Annotated in this window: 15 protein-coding genes; 7 read left to right on the top strand and 8 right to left on the bottom strand. The window is 66.3% G+C overall.

The genetic code is table 11. The annotated features are described in order from the left end of the window. Positions 1-129 precede the first annotated feature (129 nt). The 5 genes from GO592_RS13260 to GO592_RS13240 all read left to right on the top strand — a co-directional run bounded on the left by GO592_RS13260 (position 130) and on the right by GO592_RS13240 (position 5,570). Positions 130-1,125, top strand: coding sequence for an Acg family FMN-binding oxidoreductase (locus GO592_RS13260; protein ID WP_007298893.1), 996 nt, complete (start codon positions 130-132; stop codon positions 1,123-1,125). 500 nt (positions 1,126-1,625) lie between these two features. Beyond that, positions 1,626-2,174 carry a PAS domain S-box protein gene (locus GO592_RS13255; protein WP_007298895.1) on the top strand — a complete coding sequence of 183 codons (549 nt, stop codon included), beginning with the start codon at positions 1,626-1,628 and terminating at the stop codon, positions 2,172-2,174. 295 nt (positions 2,175-2,469) lie between these two features. Then, a complete protein-coding gene (locus GO592_RS13250; protein WP_007298896.1) occupies positions 2,470-4,041 on the top strand; it encodes an MBL fold metallo-hydrolase RNA specificity domain-containing protein in 1,572 nt (523 codons plus the stop codon). Positions 4,042-4,123: 82 nt separating this feature from the next. Continuing rightward, positions 4,124-5,023: a universal stress protein gene (locus tag GO592_RS13245; RefSeq protein ID WP_007298897.1), complete on the top strand. Its 900-nt coding sequence runs from the start codon at positions 4,124-4,126 to the stop codon at positions 5,021-5,023. A gap of 127 nt (positions 5,024-5,150) precedes the next feature. Further along, the gene (locus tag GO592_RS13240; protein WP_039952050.1) at positions 5,151-5,570 is read left to right on the top strand and encodes a hypothetical protein; all 420 of its coding nucleotides are present in this window, start codon (positions 5,151-5,153) and stop codon (positions 5,568-5,570) included. 264 nt (positions 5,571-5,834) lie between these two features. Here the strand turns inward: GO592_RS13240 and GO592_RS13235 are convergent, their stop codons facing one another. The 5 genes from GO592_RS13235 to GO592_RS13215 form a co-directional block, all read right to left on the bottom strand. Beyond that, positions 5,835-7,229, bottom strand: a complete 1,395-nt coding sequence (locus tag GO592_RS13235; protein ID WP_193385490.1) for an alpha/beta family hydrolase — start codon at positions 7,227-7,229, stop codon at positions 5,835-5,837. Between the two features lie 127 nt (positions 7,230-7,356). After that, complete coding sequence (locus GO592_RS13230; protein WP_007298900.1) at positions 7,357-8,901, bottom strand: FAD-dependent monooxygenase; 1,545 nt, start codon at positions 8,899-8,901, stop codon at positions 7,357-7,359. Further along, complete coding sequence (locus GO592_RS13225; RefSeq protein WP_007298901.1) at positions 8,898-9,347, bottom strand: hypothetical protein; 450 nt, start codon at positions 9,345-9,347, stop codon at positions 8,898-8,900. Before GO592_RS13225 ends, GO592_RS13230 begins: the two co-directional genes overlap by 4 nt. Positions 9,348-9,663: 316 nt before the next feature. Beyond that, positions 9,664-11,619 carry an ATP-dependent zinc metalloprotease FtsH gene (ftsH, locus tag GO592_RS13220; protein WP_237720503.1) on the bottom strand — a complete coding sequence of 652 codons (1,956 nt, stop codon included), beginning with the start codon at positions 11,617-11,619 and terminating at the stop codon, positions 9,664-9,666. Between the two features lie 505 nt (positions 11,620-12,124). Continuing rightward, complete coding sequence (locus GO592_RS13215; protein WP_007298903.1) at positions 12,125-14,173, bottom strand: erythromycin esterase family protein; 2,049 nt, start codon at positions 14,171-14,173, stop codon at positions 12,125-12,127. A 406-nt stretch (positions 14,174-14,579) separates the two neighbouring features. Between GO592_RS13215 and GO592_RS13210 the strand changes: the two genes are divergently transcribed. Together GO592_RS13210 and GO592_RS13205 are read left to right on the top strand one after the other, a co-directional pair. Then, positions 14,580-15,479 carry a universal stress protein gene (locus GO592_RS13210; RefSeq protein ID WP_082324966.1) on the top strand — a complete coding sequence of 300 codons (900 nt, stop codon included), beginning with the start codon at positions 14,580-14,582 and terminating at the stop codon, positions 15,477-15,479. 38 nt (positions 15,480-15,517) lie between these two features. Beyond that, positions 15,518-16,525, top strand: a complete 1,008-nt coding sequence (locus GO592_RS13205) for a potassium channel family protein (RefSeq protein ID WP_007298906.1) — start codon at positions 15,518-15,520, stop codon at positions 16,523-16,525. A gap of 15 nt (positions 16,526-16,540) precedes the next feature. Here the strand turns inward: GO592_RS13205 and GO592_RS13200 are convergent, their stop codons facing one another. From GO592_RS13200 to GO592_RS13190, 3 genes are all read right to left on the bottom strand, one after another. Then, a complete protein-coding gene (locus GO592_RS13200) occupies positions 16,541-16,783 on the bottom strand; it encodes a PLDc N-terminal domain-containing protein (RefSeq protein WP_039952054.1) in 243 nt (80 codons plus the stop codon). A gap of 74 nt (positions 16,784-16,857) precedes the next feature. Next, complete coding sequence (locus GO592_RS13195) at positions 16,858-17,400, bottom strand: flavodoxin domain-containing protein (RefSeq protein ID WP_039952081.1); 543 nt, start codon at positions 17,398-17,400, stop codon at positions 16,858-16,860. After that, on the bottom strand, positions 17,397-18,893 hold the full coding sequence (locus GO592_RS13190) for a DUF4389 domain-containing protein (protein WP_039952056.1): 1,497 nt from the start codon (positions 18,891-18,893) through the stop codon (positions 17,397-17,399). The genes GO592_RS13195 and GO592_RS13190 overlap by 4 nt, the downstream gene beginning before the upstream one ends. Positions 18,894-18,896: the final 3 nt, after the last annotated feature.

The following is an 18,896-nucleotide window of genomic DNA, read 5'->3' as shown; positions in this document are numbered from 1 at the left end:
CATGTCGATGGAACACAGTCGTCACTCGATGACCATCGGCCCTAATCGTGAACTCCCAACCGGCGAACACTGAAGACGGAATGCCCCGGGCCGTCAGAGCAACTCGGGCAGGCGGTCGAGGAGACGACAATGCAGCCTACTGTCCCCGATGACGATCTCATTCGGATCGCCGTCGGCCTTGCCTGCCGAGCGCCGTCGGTACACAACACCCAACCGTGGCGGTGGCGCTATGACGGTGGTGTGCTCGATTTGTCTGCCGATTCCCACCGCCGACTCGCCTCGGCGGACCCGTCGGAGCGGCAACTGGTGGTCAGCTGTGGAGCGGCCCTGCATCATCTGGGCACCGCATTGACCGCGCTGGGCTGGTTGGCCGACATACGCCGACTACCCGACCAGGCGAGCCCGTCCCATGTCGCCCAGATCCGGTTCCACCATTACACCCGAAGCCCGCAGTCGCACGATCTCGATCTGCTTTCCGCGATTCGCCGCCGCTATTCGGATCGGGGCCCGTTCGATCCGGTCGATCCGAATACACTGTCACCGGCCTCGCTGAAGGACATGGTTCGCGGGCACGGCGTTCACCTGACGGTATTGCCGCACAGCGCCCGACCAGTGCTTGCGGCCGCCACCGAACTCACCGCCGCCTCCCGGCGGCTCGACCCCACCTACCAAACCGAACTCTACTGGTGGGCAGGACATTCTCTCCCCGAGGACGGAATCCCGACAGAGGCACTGGCCACCGCGGACAATCAGGCCCGCGTCGACATCGGGCGCCGATTCCCCATCGGCTCCGACAGCGGTTCCATCCTCCATCCCGACCAAGCGACGGTGCTCGTCCTCAGCACCGACGGCGACGACCGTGGAGCGTGGGTGCGCACCGGCGAAGCCCTATCGGCCGTACTGCTCGAAGCCACGGCCACCGGACACGCAACATGCCCGCTGACCCACATGACCGAGTTGCCGCAAAGTCGGAGAATGATTGGCAGCCTGCTGCCGGACTCGGGTGTACCGCAAGTCCTGATTCGAATCGGTTCGACTGGCACGCAGGTTCCTCCACGACAGACACCCCGCCGCCCGATCGAGTCGGTTCTCACCATCGTCCCCCGACCCGGTCAACGTTGCTGACCGGCTTGGCGCAGAGATCGCAGGGGGACCGTTCGGGGACGCAGTTCGGGGCAGGAGGGCGACTCCCACACCGCGCCCGGGTCGCGCAGCCGGGCGTACCCCCGAACCCGGGCAGTGCCGGGGCGTGGACCCGCATCCAGAGGCGGGCCGAATCAGTGACTTATTGCCCTGTGCAGCGGGGACCCCTGCACGTAATCCTTGCAGAGGGTGGTGGAGCACCGTATCCCCGATAACCGTCGGTGGCCGGCGACCCCACCCGTCCACGCGCCGATCTGAAAGATGCCGTCCTGGGCGATGAGCAGTATCCGATTACCGAACTTCCGGCGCCGCCCGAGGGCCGACGCGACCATCGGACGACCATCGGGCACCGGATCAACATGTGTGGCGGCCAGCGCCGCCGTCCTCGTGTCGGGCTGTGTCGCGCTCGCCGCGGTGCTGATCTGACCCACCCGCGGTGGTGCCTCGCGCACCGCACCGCCCCGACCCGGAGGCCTGAACATATGAGCAACCATCCGATACACCGGCTCGATCAACTCCTGCCACCCCTGCGATCGATCAGTAGCGCGGAGATCAAGACCCGCATCGACGCGATGCTCGCCGCCTCAGGCACCCCACGACGGTCGGAGCCGAGAGACGACAGACGACGCCGGAATCCGGCGACCGCGGAGGACTACCTCGAGCAACTTCCCGCCCTCGTGTTGCTGCGACGGCTACCGGTGCCCGCTCTCGCGGTGGACAGGCATGGTGTGATCTCGCATGCGAATGGGGCGCTGGAGCGGATGCTGGGTTACGGCGAGGGCGGGCTCGGTGATGGTTCGGTCGCGGATTTCGTCGATCCGCAGTCGTCGCCGAACGATGCCGAGGCGGTGGCCATCCTGCACGACTTCGCCGGGAAGGTGATCGAACTCGCGCATCAGGACGGGTTCGTCGTTCGTGCACTGGTGAGCAGGTCGGTACTGCTCAGGCACGACGATCCGATCACGCTCGTGTGCTTCGAGGACGTCACCGAACGATTGTGGGACGGCGGTCGGGTTCGCGCATTCGAGTGAACGCCGGTGCAGGACACCTCGCGCGAGCTCGACGGCTGCTGGTACGCCACACCGCCGCTACTACGAGTAACTCACCCGCGGCCTGGAGGTGACGGGAGACCCTACCGGCCCGCCTGCCCTCCGATGTTCACTCGAATCGTGAGAGCCGTGCGATACAGGCAAGGGCACCGGTCCCGGATGCTGGGAGCGAGTGCATCAGAGTCTGGATTTCGTCGCTGCCTCGGCAGGGCAGCGTCGTGTCGTTCGACACCCGCGCGCTTCGGCCGGAAGCCAGATCAAATACGAGGAGCCTCGCATGGCGAATCACGTGAACCTCACTTTTCACGGTGCTGCGAAGACAGTGACCGGCTCATGCATGGAGATCGAGTCGGAGGGCACGCGCATCCTGGTGGACTGCGGCCTGTTTCAGGGATCGCGCACCCTCGAGACCTTGAACTACGGTGCCTTCACCTTCGCGCCGGACACGATTGATGCAGTCGTTCTCACCCATGCGCATATCGATCATTGCGGCCTGTTACCCAAGTTGGTGGCGCAAGGCTTCGAAGGGCCGATCTTCTGCACCGACCAAACATCCGACCTGCTGCAATACATGCTCGCCGACGCCGGGCGTATCCAGGAGTTCGAGGCGCAACACCGAAACCGACGACGCGATCGTGCCGGAGAGGCGACAATTACCCCGCTCTACACCGAACACGATGGGCTCACGGCGTGGCGGCAGACCCGTCCTGTGCCGTTGGAGGAATGGTTCGAGCCCGCTACAGGCTTTCGAGCGCGGCTGTGGAATGCCGGTCATATTCTGGGCGCAACATCGGCGGAGGTCGACGCCGGGGGCGTGCGCCTGCTCTGTTCCGGTGATCTCGGTCCTCAGTACAAGGCGTTTCACGCCGATCCGGAGGGTCCATCGGGGTTGGACTTCGTCGTCTGTGAATCGACGTACGGCAGCCGAACCCGGGTGCGACTGAGCATCGACCAGCGGCGTGACCTGCTGGAAGAGGAGATCAACAAGGCCATTTCGCGTGGTGGAAATCTCGTGATCCCTGCCTTCGCGTTGGAACGAACGCAGGAACTGCTGCTCGACATTGCGTATCTCGCCGACGCGAACCGCATCCCCAACGTTCCGGTCTTCGTCGACTCTCCGCTGGCCAACCGCGCGACCAGCGTATTCGCCAGGCATGCAGGCGAGCTCGAGGATCTCGGGGGCAAGGACATCTTCCACCATCCCTCGATCCACTATGTCGATGATGCTTCCGCCTCGATGCGGATCAACAGCATGTCGGGGGTCATCATCATTGCGGCTTCGGGGATGTGCGAGGCGGGACGCATCCGCCATCACCTCGCACACAATCTGCATCGCCGGGATTCGACGATCTTGTTCGTCGGATTCCAGGCCCAAGGCTCGCTGGGACGCGTCATCCTCGAAGGCGCACGGCAAGTGAAAATTTCGGGCACCGACGTCAATGTGCGAGCGCATATTCGGCGGCTCGACAGCTATTCCGCCCACGCAGATCAGGCCGAACTGCTGGACTGGATCAAGGAGCGGAAGCCTATCTCGGGCAGCCTGTTCCTGACCCACGGTGAACCGGGGGCAATCTCGGCGCTGACCGAACTGGCGTCGGAAGACGACCCTTCCCTTTCGATCGTCACCCCGAACATCGGGGAAAGCTACCAACTGCAGTGCGGCACCCCCGCGAAGCTGATCGGCACCGCCCGCACAGATGCTGCGCAACTGATCGGGCGCGACTGGCAGAACGACTACGCCGACTTCGCGGTGAGCCTCAAGCGTCAACTTGCCCAGATCCCGGATCCGGTGAACCGCCAGAAGGCCGTCGCGGATATGCGCAAAGTTCTGGAACGGTACGGAATGTGATGACCTTCTCCTCTACGGCGCCATCACGGCAGCGGCAACGATGGTGGGGACTCGATGATCCGCGTAATCCCGAGGAGACATCATGACCACCCGCCGCCCGATCGTCGCCGGAGTAGACGGATCGGAGTCGTCCCTCCAGGCCGTGTCGTGGGCGGCGCGCGAAGCCGCATTGCGGAATGCTCCGCTGACCTTGGTCACCACCATGTTCGTCCCCGGCGCCCACGGTATGCCGGTCGGGGTGCCTGCCAGCTTTTTCGAGGAGGAGGAACTCGAGTGCAAGGCGCGGCTCGTCCGGGCCGAGGAGGTGGCCACCCGGGCCGTACCGGGGCACACCCTCGAGATCGACACGGCGTTCTGCATGGGCGCTCCCTCCGGTGAGCTGGTCGAGCGGTCGAAGTCTGCACTGATGGTGGTTGTCGGCGCGAACCGACACGGAATCATCGACCGTACCGTGCTGGGATCGGTCAGTGCGGCGGTCGTGACTCATGCGCACGCGCCCGTCGCTGTCGTGCGAGACCTGCCGCACACCGAGATCAATGACGTCGCAGGGCCCGTCGTGGTCGGTGTCGACGGCTCGGCGGACAGCGAGCCGGCGATCTCGGCGGCGTTCGAAGAGGCCGCATTGCGTCAGGTCGAACTTGTTGCGGTACACGCCTGGTCGGATGTCGAGCTGCACGCCCCGTTCCCCAGTGACGTCGACTGGACGCAGGTCGAAAGCCGCGAGGGGGCGCTCCTGTCCGAGAGCCTGGCCGGTCGCGCCGAGGACTTCCCCGACGTGCAGGTTCGGCCGGTCGTGGTCATGGACCAACCTGTTCGGAATCTGCGCGAGCAGGCCGAGCGGGCGCAACTCCTGGTGGTCGGGAGCCGTGGTCGAGGTGGATTCGCGAGCCTGCTGCTGGGCTCGACCAGCAGAGCCCTGCTACACACGGTGACGTGTCCCCTACTCATCGTCCGTTCAGTGCTCCCGAGTTCCGCGACGTAGGCCTGTCGGTGTCGGCGCGGCCCGACGGCAGTGGTCGGACGACCTGGCAGGCGAAGCACGGGACCAGCGCGCCACGACCCGGGGCGAAACTGGAGGGTCACAAGGATTCTGGAGGAAGGTGGTGCCGATGACCGGACAGGCAGAGACGCACCGATACAGCTTGCTTCACTCCGCGATGGACGAATTGCTGGAGGGAACACGCGCCGTGACCCGCCTCATGGGAACAATGGGAGGCGAGGCGGTCAGCGCAATACCTGAGCCCGTCGCGGTGCCGGTGACCCGGATGCTGGAGTCGCTTCAGCAGTTGGTCGAGCTGGCCCCACCGTTGGTCGCGGAGTTCGACGTCCTGGTCGAGGAACTACACGCCCAGCGGTTGACAGTGCAGGCATTGCAGGCAGAACTGTCGGCTTTCGACCATCAGATCGAACTAATCGAGCAGGCACTGGCGCCCCTGCAGGGCTGGACCCATCAGTGGTCCCGTCTGCGTCAATCGCTGATCCGGACACCACACGCGGATGCACCGCAACCCGGCTTGCCGGAGAGCTGAGCACGGCCGATGTTCGGAGCCTGCGGCGAGACGAGCAATTACGTTCAGAGACTGCCCTTTTCGGATGCCGCGGGCTGCGGTTCCTTCGTGCGGAATTGCCGGGAAGGTCGGGGTGCACGCCTTCCTTGTGTTGTTCGGTGCGTTCGGCTTTGATCGTCATGTGTCCGTCGTGGACGCTGATGTCGACGTCTGTGGCGGGGTCGACTCCGGGGAGTTCGGCGCGCAGGGTGTAGCGGCCCTTGTCGAGGTGTTCCTCGACGCGGATCATGTGGCCTTCGAGGGAGGTCCAGGGGGGCATTCGGGTTCTATCGTTGCGTACTGCGGCGCAGGGGGTGACAGCGTGGACGGGAGGTGTGTGGTGAACCATTCGCGGGCCAGTACTGCAGCCCGTTCGAGGGTGCCGGGTTCTTCGAACAGGTGGGTGGCACCGGGCACGATCTCGATCCGGCACGTGCCCGGGATCACGGCCTGCGCGCGGCGATTGAGGTCGAGGACGGTTTCATCGCGGGAGCCGACGATCAACAGTGTGGGGGTTCGGACCTCGGTCAGACGCTCACCGGCGAGGTCGGCTCGGCCACCGCGGGAGACGATCGCCTTGATATCGACGTGGGAGTCGGTGCCCGCGCGCAGTGCTGCTGCGGCGCCCGTGCTGGCCCCGAAGTATCCGATCGGCAGACCGACGGTGTCCGATCGTGTCCCGAGCCACCGGGTGGCCGCGACGAGCCGCTCGGCGAGGAGGTCGATGTCGAATACCAGCGTGCGGTCGCCTTCTTCTGCGGCGGTGAGTAGGTCGAACAGGAGGGTGGCAAGTCCGGCCCGGTTCAGGATCTGGGCGACGTAGCGGTTGCGAGGGCTGTGGCGGCTGCTGCCGCTGCCGTGGGCGAACACGACTATCCCGATGGCGTCTTCCGGGACGACGAGGTGCCCGGCAAGCCGGACCCGGCCCACGTCGACCTCGATGTCGTCGTCGCGAATCGGCGGATCGTCACCGGTGTCCGGTGCCGTGGCGGCGGGTTCTCCGAAGCCGCTGCGTGCACGCTGCAATAGTTCGGTCACGTCTTCGTCGGTGGTCTGGGAAAACTCGTAGTATCCCTGTCCGACTGCGGAGAATCCTTTCGGGGTCTGCATGCACACGACCTCGTCGGCGTCCTCGGCGAGGTCGTCGATCCGGCGCGGCGACCCTATCGGGACTGCGACGACGACCCGCGCGGCACCCTGTGCGCGCGCGACCTGGCACGCGGCCCGCGCGGTCGCACCGGTCGCCACGCCGTCGTCGACGATCAACGCAATCCGTCCCCCCAGCGGGATCCGGCCGAACTTCTCCCGCACTCGTTCAGCGCGGTGACGAAGTTCCGCCAACTGGGTGCGTTCGACGGCGGCGATATCGGTGACGGTCAGACCGACCCGACTGACGACTTCGGTGTTGACCACCCGTACGCCGCCTTCGCCGATCGCGCCGAAGGCCAGTTCGGGCTGGAACGGGACACCGAGCTTGCGGACCACGATCACGTCGAGAGGGGCGTGCAATGCCTTCGCGACCTCGAATGCGACCGGCACTCCCCCTCGGGGTAACCCCAGCACCACGACGTCTCGTCCTCGAAACTCGCGCAGGCGTCTGGCCAGGCGTCGTCCCGCATCAGCGCGATCGGCGAATCCCATCAGAACCTCCTCGGGCCGGAACATTCTCAGGCCTGTTCCGAACCTACTTCCGTCCGACCCAGGCATTCCAGGGCCATTGGTCGCCAATCGCGGTCCTCAGCCGGCGCCGAACGGAGATGCCGCAACGTCACGTCGAGCGTGCCGGAGACGCTCCGATCAGTTCCAGCCACTCGGCGGCCCCCTGAGTGTCGGAGCCGCTCCGAAACCCGACGTATCCGTCTGGTCTAACGATCACGATGCCGGTACCCGACCAGCTGCGAATTCGGTGGACCTGTAGCCGTCCGTCAGGCGCCGGCGGCATTCCCCACTGCGTGTCCCGATGTAGGAGCACCTGTACTGCCGGCGTCGCGATCAGGTCGTGCAGACGTTGCCGGCCGCCGTCGACGGTCACCTCCTCGTCCGGGATCCGCTCACCGGCCGGGGCGGCGACGCCGGAATCGCCGGAGCCCTCGACCGACAGTGGACCGCGCCGATAGTGCCGGCGAAGCTGGGCGAGCACTCGCACCGCGTGCGCGACGAGCCGACGCCGCCGCAACAGCACCGGGACCAGCGGTGCCCCTGCGGAGGAGAAGGCGCCGCGTAGAAGCGACGGCACCCGACCGCGGCCGGCCTCGGCCCAGAACAGCATGTGGGTCAGCAGCAGCACCTGGTGGGCGGCGGGCCGACGGTCCTCCGCATACGACCGCAACAGGGTGGCGTCGCCACCGGGCCGGAGGTGTGCCGCGAACGCGAGTTTCCACCCTAGGTCGGCAGAGTCCTGGATACCTGTGTTCATGCCCTGGCCGCCCGCCGGGGAGAAGGCATGAGCGGCGTCCCCTGCGAGAAAGACCGGCCCGCATCGATACCGGGACGCGACGCGGTGCTGGACCGGTACCCGCTCCGACCAGGCGATCCGGGTGATGCGGGCATGCACGTCAGCCCTGTCGAGGATCTTCTGCAGGTGGTGTCGGTCGGTCGGGGCCTCCGCGCAGTTCGGGGGTTGGGCGGTGAGCACCCGCCAGCGAGCGGTTTCGCCCAGCGGCAGCAGGAACAGCAGCCCCTCACGGTGGACCGCGACGTGTGCGACGCCGGTCTGGACCTCACCGTCGAGTTCGACGTCGGCGAGGAGAATCTCGTGCGGGTACACCGACCCGTCCCAGGAGATGCCGGCCGTCGCGCGCACCGTGCTGGTGCTGCCGTCACACCCGACGAGGAACCGGGCCGCGACTTGTCGGCGGATGCCGTGATGCGTCACATCGCAGACGACTCCGTCGACTGCCCGGAAGGACTCGTACTGCGTCTCCCACTCCACCTCGACGCCACGGCCGCGGAGTGCTCGTCGCAGAACGGCTTCCACGTCGGCTTGCCGCACGAGCAGGAAATTCGGGAATGCGGTGTCCGGCAGCCGTATTTCACCCACGTGGACGGGCACACAGCGCCGACGCAGGTGGAGGTGCACCTGCGGGTTGGAGTCTCCGAGCGCGAGGAGTTCATCTGTCACACCGTGCGGCCGCAGTACTTCGAGGGTCCGGGACTGGACGAGGAAAGCCCGCGAGAATCGGGGTGCGTCGGGTCTGCGGTCGACGATGCGCACGTGTGCGCCGTGATCGTGAGCGATCAGCGCCGCGGCGAGTCCGGTCGGGCCTGCGCCGACGACGAGCACGTCGAGAGGCTGCCCGTCCGGCGCGGTCATCTCGGTTTCGTCTCCGTCCGGACGAGCCGCCACCACGCCGTGTCAGGCTGTGCGGTGCCCTCTCCTGACTCGGCGCGTTCGAGAACGTCGTCGCGAAGACGACCGGGCAAGATGCAGTATCGGATCGAGGACCGATGGCTAACCAGCGCGAGAGGCCACCACAACACCCGGACGTACTCCTCGGCGGAGCGAGCGCCGTCCCACTGGTAGAAACCGCGGTACCGGTCCTCTTCGTCCGCGGTGAGCCACAGCTTCGACACGAATCCGGGGAACCCCGCGAACAATGCTGTGTTGAGCAGGCTTTCGGCCCTGAACAGCGGGTGACCCCAGCCGTGGACACCGCGCAGTCGGAAGGAGACGACGAGGACCGCCGGATCGGGTGGAGACTCACCGCACATGACGGTTTCGCGGTAGACGACTCCGGTGGTGCCGTCAGCGAAGGTCATTCTAAGGCCCCTGTGCCGTTTCGGTTGGTGAAGACGGCGGCGGGCGAGGAGGTTCGCCGTACGCGCGGCACACCGGAACAATCTCGGCGCCGCAACCCGCAAGGGCACCGGTCGTGGTTCGGCGTCACGGATGGAGTGCTCTGCACCAGGATTGGAAGCTGTCGTCGTCTCGTCCTCACGCGCGACGGCCTCGCCGCCTCGCCCCTGACCCCGGTTCACCGCGGGGTTCCGTTCGACTTCGTATGCCATACGTCTACCATCGACGCTGCCTGCGGGGCGGCGCGAGGGCCGAAGGTCCCCGGCGGCCACTTCGCCGTCAGAAGACACCGAGATGTCGTTCGTCCGGGCTGCGCCCGGCGCGGGCGTCGCCAGGGTAGGACTCCTCACGGAGGGTATCCAGGACGACGGAGCCGTCCACGGTTTCCCTTTCCTCCAGCAGCGCAGTGAGGCGATCCAGGGCGGTGCGATGGCGGACGAGAAGATCGGTCGCCCGGGCTTCCGCCGCCCTGAGCAGCGCCGCCACCTCTTTGTCCACGACGCGCTGGGTCTGCTCGGAGTAGGGCCTGGTCAGCGCGGTGGCCGGGGGGTCGGCATGCAGGTACTCGGAGCTCTCCGACGCATATCCGACCGGGCCCAAGGCTTTCGACAGGCCGAACTCACGCACCATCCGTGTAGCCACGGCGGTCGCGCCGATCAGGTCGTTCGCGGCGCCGGTGGAGCCCTCACCGAACACGACGAGTTCCGCGGCCCGCCCCGCCACCCGCACGGCGAGCAGATCGGCGAGGTAGCTCTCGCTGTAGAGATGCCGTTCGACCTCGGGGAGCTGTTCGGTGGCGCCCAGCGCCATTCCGGCGGGCAGGATCGTCACCTTCGCCACCGGATCCGCGTGCGGGCACAGCGCGGCGAGAAGTGCATGACCGGATTCGTGGACTGCCACCGAATGGCGTTCCTCCGGTAGCAGCGCGTTCGTGGTGTCGCGCCGCCCGAGCAGGACCCGGTCGCGTGCGGTGGCCAGATCCTGCGCGGAAATGACAGTCCGGTCTCCACGTACGGCGTTGATCGCGGCCTCGTTCACGACGTTCGCCAGGTCGGCGCCGGAGAATCCGGGGGTGCCCCGGGCGACGATGGTGAGATCGACGTCCGGACCGAGATGCTTGCCTCGGACGTGAACTGCGAGGATTGCTGCCCGTTCCGTCTGATTGGGGAGTGGAATCGTCACCCGGCGGTCGAACCGGCCGGGCCGCAGGAGCGCCGGATCCAGCGATTCCGGCCGGTTGGTGGCGGCGAGAACCACGATTCCCACGCTCTGGTCGAAACCGTCCATTTCTGCAAGTAATTGGTTGAGGGTCTGTTCGCGTTCCTCGTTCCCGCCGAAACCGGCCCTGCCGCGCCGGCTGCCGATGGCGTCGATTTCATCGATGAACACGATTGAGGGCGGACTCTTGCGGGCCTGCGCAAATAAGTCGCGGACGCGGGACGCGCCGACACCGACGAACATCTCGACGAATTCGGACCCGGTGACCGAGAGGAACCGGACGCTCGCCTCCCCGGCGACCGCGCGCGCCATCAACGTCTTACCCGTTCCGGGCGGTCCGATCATGAGGACTCCCCTGGGCCCCTGCGCTCCGGCCGCGGCATACTTCGCGGGATCGCGGAGGAAGTCGACGACCTCGCTGACTTCCTGCTTGACCCCTTCGTAGCCGGCGACGTCGGCGAAACGGGTGGTTGGGCGTTTCGCCTCGATCACTCGCGCCTTGGAGCGGCCGAATGCGCCGGCACCACCGACTCCTCCGCTGAACGCGTGCTGCGCCCGCCGGGTGACCCAGAAGAACAGTGCGCCGAGAAGCACGAGCGGAAGCAGGCCACCCAGCAGGGCCCCCCACCCGTTGCCGGTCGCCTTCTTTGCGGTGATCTGGATGTTCTTGGCCTGCAGGCGCTGGTCGAGACCGGTCACATTCAGGGCCGTCGGGAGTTGGGTCACGAAGGATGTGTCGTCGGTGAGCGTTCCGTCGACACCGCCGTCGCCGTCGATGGTCACCGTCTTGACCGATCCGGAGTCGACCCTGCCCAGGAAATCGCTGTATGACAGTGTCTGGCCGCCCGAGCCTGCCAGCGAGGCCACCAAGACCACCGCAAGCAGCATCCCGAAGAAGGCGAGCATCGGCCACCACGAACCCGCCGACGGGGCCGGCGGCGGGCCGGGGTCGGGTGGTGGGCCCGATCGTGCCGAACGGGACAGATTCCGGGGCGAGAATCGCAGTCGAGTGATCACGTCCGCTCCCGTTGCTCGTCCGAGCGTGGTCGCCCACGACCCAGAGCTGATCGGGTGCACGCCGCGACCCCTTGTTCGTTTTCTCGGTGCCCTCTCAGCGTCGCCGGACCGCGGCCCGGAAGACAGGGCCGAATGTCATCTCGCGGCCGAGGACGTCTCCGGTCGGATCGCGTGGCGCGGGTGCCACAAGTCGATGCCTAGTGGCCCCTCGGTAAAGGACCAAGTCCTCTCGGCCGGCCCGCGTACACCGGGTTCGATGGAACATAGACACGGGAAGACACCCCACGACCCACCCCGACCAGGAGATACGTGAGGCGCCCGGCTCGGCTGAGGGAGATGGGATCGATGCTGCTGTTGCACCTTCTCGGCGGCTTGACCGATGAGGAAGTCGACCTCGTTGTCGCAGAGGAACTCGAACTCCTCGGATGCCCTGCCTGACAGACCAGCTCACGGGCTCGCCCCGTTCGCACCGCACGGCCTACACATGGACGACCGGGACCGGTTGCTAGAACGCCGAGGGATAGGTCTCCGGTGTTTCGCCTTCAACCCAGAGACTTGTGCGTTCGAGGGGCTCGACCGCCCTGGTCGTGTCGATATGGATTACCGCATCGAACTGATCCGAGATCCGGGTGTGGAAGTAATGACTCTGCCGCTCGGTCTCGGGTCGGTAGATCACCCCTATCGCCCGCTGCAGTCTCGCAGCCCGCAGTGTCCTCGCGGCAGCGTTCCCCTCGTCTGTGCGCACGAGGAAGGACGGCTCTCCGAGTTCGTGGAAGAGTTCCTCGACGCTACCGGGCAACGCCGGGCGCACTTCCTTGCGTTCGGCCGGTCCACCCCACTGACTCGCCGCGGTGACCGAACCCTCGAACGTGGTGAACCCGATCAGCCGACAGGCGTCGGGATACGCTTCCCGCACCAGTTGCCCCACAGTCACTTCGCCGTGGGTTCCGGCCTCGGTTGCGCGCGCGTCGCCGGCGTGCGAGTTGTGTGCCCACACCACTATCCGAGATGCTCTACCCGAGTGTCGGTCGAGGTGCGAGACGAGGGCTGCCAGTGTCTGAACCATATGACGATCCCGTAGGTTCCACGAGGACACGCGGCCACTGAACATCGTTCGGTAGTAGCCCTCGGCATCGCACACACTCACCGCGTTGCGTTCGGCGTAGAACTGCTCGTCCTCGGCGGCCATTCCGTCGCGCCGAACATACTCCAGGGAATGGCGTTGCAGCTCGACGAGTTGTTCGACAACCTGCTGCTCGCACGACTCCCCTGCACCGAATGCCGCTGCGTAGCCATATGATTGGCCGTCGTCGCCACTGAGGTGATCGAAGCAGGAGTAGCGGTCACGCGCACGACGAGCAGCCGCGGGGTCCACCCGATCGAGGTATTCCAGGACCTCACGCATCGATCTGTGCAGGCTGTACAGATCGAGACCGTAGAACCCCGTGAGGGTTCGTCCTTGCGCCCTCGAGCGGTCGTTGTGTTCCTTCAACCATCCGACGAAGTCCAGTACCGGGGCATTCCGCCACATCCAGGACGGGAACCGCTCGAACCCACGGAGAGCTTCTTCGGCGGTCGTGTCGTGACCACCACCGCGCACGTAGCGGTTGACGCGGTAGGCGTCCGGCCAGTCGGCCTCCGCAGCAATCGCCGAGAATCCCTTGTCCTCGACGAGCCGTTTGGTGATTTCCGCGCGCGCCGCATAGAACTCGTGAGTGCCGTGCGAGCTTTCGCCGATCACCACGATCCGGGCGTCACCCACCAGATCGAGAAGCACGTTGAGCGAGGGGACACCGTCCGGGGCATCGAGCGCCGCAATCCGTACAGCTGTTGCTGCCGAACCGAATTCGAGCGCCTTCGCATCACGAGCTGTCCCAGCGGAAGTGGGCGTGCGCAGAAGCGTCAGGACCTCGCTGTCGGTGACCTGTGCGAAGTTCCAGAACGACTCGCCGACTGCGTGGAAGGGAAACGGCATCGTTGCGCACACCACGTCGTCGACCATGGCGCCGAGGTCGCGGCAGGTGGACTCCGGTGCGGCGGGCACCGCCACCACGATCTGGGCAGGTTCCTGTCGGCGCAGTGAGTCGACGGCAGCGAACATACTCGCGCCGGTAGCGAGGCCGTCGTCGACGAGGATGACGATCTTGTCGGCGACGTCGGGAGGCGGTCGGTTCTCTCGGTAGACGGCTTCCCGTCGCAGCAGTTCCCGGCCCTCGCGATCGAGCTCCCGGCGGATCTGTTCCGGCGAGATTCGCAGGTCTCGTATCAAGTCGTCGTTGACCACCACGGTTCCGCCGCTGGCCAGTGCGCCCATCGCGAACTCCGCGTGGCCCGGCACACCGAGCTTACGCACGACGAAGGCGTCGAGGGGGGCACCCAACGAGGCTGCCACCTCCCACGCCACGGGGATGCCTCCCCGCGCCAGCCCGAGCACGGTGACCTTGGGGTTGCCGCGAAAGCCCTCGAGGAGTCCTGCCAGGACCCGTCCGGCCTCCCGTCGGTCTTGAAAGACTTGCTCCGGCCGCTCCGCCGGCGTCGCTGTGGTCGCGCTCATGTCACCCTGCTTCCCAGTGTCCGGACGCGTGTGTATTCCGTGCCCCAGATCGATCCTTGCGGTGTCGATCCGGGCTGGAACAGGGCCGAAGTGCCTCTCTCCGCGAACCACCACCCTTGACGAAATGCCCCAACTAGTGACCGTCGGCCCTACTGCCATGCCGCCCAGCCGCCTTCGATGTAGACGTACCCCTTCGTCGACGTCGGAGCCGTCATGCCTGCCGTGATCATTCTCGCCGTAGTCGTTTCACGCGGGCTTCTCCTTGCCCTCTCCATGCGTGTCGTGACTCAGTACGAGCGAGGTGTTCATTTCCGACTCGGCTGCGGATCGTGACGATGCCGATCCAGTCTCAGATTGCCCAGACCACGCTTTCGCCCCGAGCCGATCCAGAGAAACGGAAAATGGAATGAGTGACGCCGCCCATCATCCTCGTCACATCGTTGTCGGGATCGACGGTTCGCGCGGTGCGCTGAACGCCGCCGCGTGGGCGACGGAAGTTGCTGCCCTTCATCGTGTTCCGTTGCGGATGCTCTTCGTGCACGATCCCTCCGAAGGTGGGCGACGGGGCGAGGCACACCACGGGGAGCACGAGCGACAGCGAGCCCAGGACGCGCACATGCACCTCACCGAGGCCGCAGAAGTCGCCCGCCACGTCGCCGCCTCCGGACCCACGCGGCCCGGGACCACCGAAATCAGAATGGAGATGCGGGCGGGAACGTCCTTCACAACACTCCTCGAGGCCGCGGACGCGGCCGAACTGCTGGTGCTCGGCGCCAGGAGCGACTCGTCCTCCGCACCCGCGTCGCTCGTGACGACCGCGGCGCTGATCGCACGCTCCGCCTGTCCAGTTGCGGTGGTCAGGCCTGGGTTTCGCCGCACCGGAGGGTCGATTGTGACAGGAGTACGGTCGGACGGCGAACCGGACGTCCTGCACTATGCATTTCGGCACGCACAACTGAGCGGGACCGTGCTGCGCGCTGTGCACTCCGTCGCGACCGGACCGAATTCGTCGATACCGGACCCCACCGCAGGTTCGGACGAGGCGCGAGATCGTCTCGATGCATGGTTGGCGCCGGAGAGGGGCCGCTTCCCCGAGGTCGTCGTGGATCCGATCACCACGGAGGCGCCGGCGGATGAAGTGTTGGTCCGCTACTCGTCGTCGGCCGAGTTGCTGATCGTCGGACGCGGTGTCCCCGCTGCACCGCGCGGAATCCTCGGCCGCACGGCCACGGGCGTCCTCATGCACGCGACGTGCCCGGTCATCTTTGCCGGTCCGCACCGCCGCCTTCGGTACGCAGGCAAGTGACCGTGGCACCCCACGACGGGCAGGCAGGGAGGACCGTGATGAGTCCCCTCCTGAGGATCGGCCGCGCACTGGGGGCCTTCGGGTTCGTCGTCGTTGCAGGCACGGTCGGGTATGTCGTCCTGGGCTTCGGCATTCTGGATGCGCTGTACCAAACCGTGACGACGATCAGCACGGTCGGGTTTCGTGAGGTCCACCCACTCGGTGCAGTGGGCCAGATCTTCACGATCCTGCTCATACTTGCGGGTGCCGGTACGGCCCTGTACACCTTCGGGGTAATCCTCGAAGCACTCATCGAGGGACATCTACGTCAGCACATGGAGCGTCGGCGAATGGACAGACACATCAGCCGGATGACCGGGCACGCGATCATCTGTGGTTTCGGCCGGGTCGGACGGGCCGGAGCGCAGTACCTGGCCACGCTCGGGATGCCGGTCGTCGTCGTCGATCGAGATCCGGAGCGCCTCGCCGACCTCGACGTCCCGACAGTAGTCGGGGATGTCACTGACGACCAGGTTCTCGAAGCGGCGGGAATCGGCCGTGCCCACGCTCTGATCACGGCGCTCGACACCGACGCGGACAATGTCTACGTCACCCTCTCGAGCCGCGCGTTGCGGCCGGACCTGATCATCATCGCCCGAGCCCGCAACGACGGTTCGACATCCAAGCTGATTCGGGCGGGAGCAAACCGAGTCGTCAACCCTCAGCTCATCGGGGGGCGCCGGATGGGTGCCTTCGCGCTCCAGCCACACGTCGCCGAGTTCCTGGACGTCGTGATGCACGACGAGACACTGGACTACCGGATCGAGGAGGTCGAGGTCTCGGCTGGTTCGCCGCTGGCCGGGCGGACGCTGGCGGAAGCGGACCTCGCGGCGGCCACCGGCTCGCTGTTGATGGCGTTGCGGTCACCGACGGGGCAGTTCATTGCCAATCCCCCGCTGGAGCGACGTCTGGACCCGGGCACCATTGTCATTGCACTCGGAACGGCGCCGCAGCTCGATGCGCTCCGCCGCGAGGTCAAGCAGAGCGAGGGAATCGGTTCACCCTGAACGGTTTCCGGCCCTTCATCGTGCCTCCTCCGGGGTGCGGCGAGCCCACCGGAAATACGCAATGGGTCCGATGAAGTTCACCGCAATCACGGCAGCCCACATCGTTCGGCTCCCCCTGATCTCGCGGGGATCACGCTTCGCCAGATCTGCCCAGGCCGCCACGGCCAGCCCTAATTGCACCGCCGCCGCCACGGCCAGCGCGGCGCGCTGCGGCGTTGTCAGACTCGCCCACGTCACACGCCTCTTCACTGGACTCATCGATGCTCCTCCGATCTCACCTCCACCGGCCCGGCACCGCGAGAGCAATGCCTCCGCGGCGCCGACCACTGGATCTAGGTCCGTCTTTCCGTGTCCCGGGTCGATTCGGCGGCGATGGTGCCTGCCCACGCGCACACGTCCGACCAGTCCCGGGCGTCGCCGTAGTGCCCGCCCATGAGCGTGAAGACGACTCGCCCGAATCCTGGCCAATCACCCGGGGCGATCGCCCCGGCGAAGAATCGGTGGTCGCGCACGTCGGCCGCATCCCGCAGCAACTGCACCGCTCGAGGCTCCGGTGTCATGCGACGCAGAAGACGCGCCAGCCGCTTGGACAGGGTGGTGCTGGTGACGCCCACCGACGACACCGAGAACGCCCATACTCGCTTCCCCTCGAATTGCGACCGCAGGCGCTCGACCGCCTCGGAGGCGTCGGCGAGCCACTGCCCGTCATGGATCGCGCTTCCGAGAACGATCACGTCGTAGGAGTGCACGTGTGACACATCCGCGGCCGCCCGCACATCGACTTCCTGCCCGAAACCTTCGATACACGACCCGAGTCTCTCGGCTATCCCGCGGGTCGAGCCCTTCGCTGTCGCGTACGCCACCAGTACTTTCATGGGCACGGCCTTTCCGGAGAGGTGTCGGCACCGGAATCGTCACCGCTCGAGTCAGGCCTGGGCTCCTCTGGCTCGAACGGTCCCTGATCGAGGCGGAACGGTGGGTACTCGTCCCGCATCAGGGTCGCGTAGGCCGCGACGCGAAACGCCCAGCGGTTGATGCCCATCACGAAGTCGAAAAGACCGTGTGGATACCGTCCGGTGAAGAGAAGCGCAATTGCCGAGAAGGTCACCACGAGACCGAGCAGAGAACCGAAGAGCCACGTCTGCCCGTAGTGCGCACCGTCGGTGGCGAACGCTCCGGCACGCCAGCTCCCGAACCACCCTCCCGCGAGTAGCGACAGGATCAGGTAGTGCGGGATCGCCAACAGCCACCACTTCACGAGCACCAGTCCGCGGGACAGCCGCACGGGATAATCGACGTCGAAGTCCGCCGGATAGTCGGTACGTTTCAGGGTGAAGGGTGGGTAGCGGTCCGTCGCCAGGGCCGAGTAGGTATAGAACTGCACGCGCCACCACCACCGGAGAACGCCGACGCCGAAGTCGAAGAGGGCCCGCGGATACCGCGCCGTGAACAGGATCACGAATCCGGACACCAGGGTGGTGACGACGAACGCGACCCCGAGGAAGAAGAGCACGAAGTAGTGCGGGATCGCCAGTAACCACTTCACCAGCCACAGCCATCGCGACAGTGGCTCGTCGAGTTCACCCACGAGACGAGTGGGATAGACGGTCCATGGAACCTGGGGGTGGGTGACGTCGCCGGCGAACGTGTCGTCGGCTGCGTCCGGTCCGACGGGATGCGGTTGCGGCGGACCGTGCCGACCCAGACCGATCGCTCCTGCCACGATCAACGGGATTCCGATGATCAGAAAGACGACTGCGCCGATCAGGACACTCAGAGCGAGCGGTCCGAGGAAAGCGAGGCGTGCCCCGGCCTGAATGTCGGCAGACACCCCGGGGGCGGCGTCGGCATTCATCACGACAGCCGTCCAGGCACCCTGCTGCAGCTCCCAGCGCACTTCTTGTGTGCCGGGACCCGCTGAAGAGGTCGACCAGAACGACTGCGCCCCTGGTGCTTCCGCGGGCCGGGTTCCAGGAATCTGCCGATAGGTCGGTCGGAACGGATCGAAGTGCACGTCTGTCACCTCGGTGCGAGCAACGTCGGTGAAGTACTTGTCGACCTCGTCACGAGGGCCGATCCCGATGAAGATCTCCTGGCTGGGATCGGTCGCGGTGGCTCGCAGCAGTACCCGGCCGAGGTCCTCGGTGCTGAACCCTTCCGGCAAGTCGGCGCCCTCGAAGAGATCGACCTTCTCCGATACCAGGGCACTTTCACTCGTCTCGAAGTGCTCACGCGGCGAGGTGAAGTGCCCACCGTCGCGTTGCATGAAGTAGGCCCACCCCAGAAACACCGCGGCAGTGAGCAGCGCGAACCCGGTCAGGGCGCTCAGACAGCCCAAGACGAGAACAGCCACTCTGCCGGTTCGCACAGG

Origin of the sequence: Rhodococcus sp. 21391 (assembly GCF_016772255.1) — a bacterium.
Taxonomy (GTDB): Bacteria; Actinomycetota; Actinomycetes; order Mycobacteriales; family Mycobacteriaceae; genus Rhodococcus_F; species Rhodococcus_F opacus.
The sequence above is the reverse complement of the archived record's forward strand: the minus strand, read 5'-3'. Positions and strand labels throughout refer to the sequence as shown.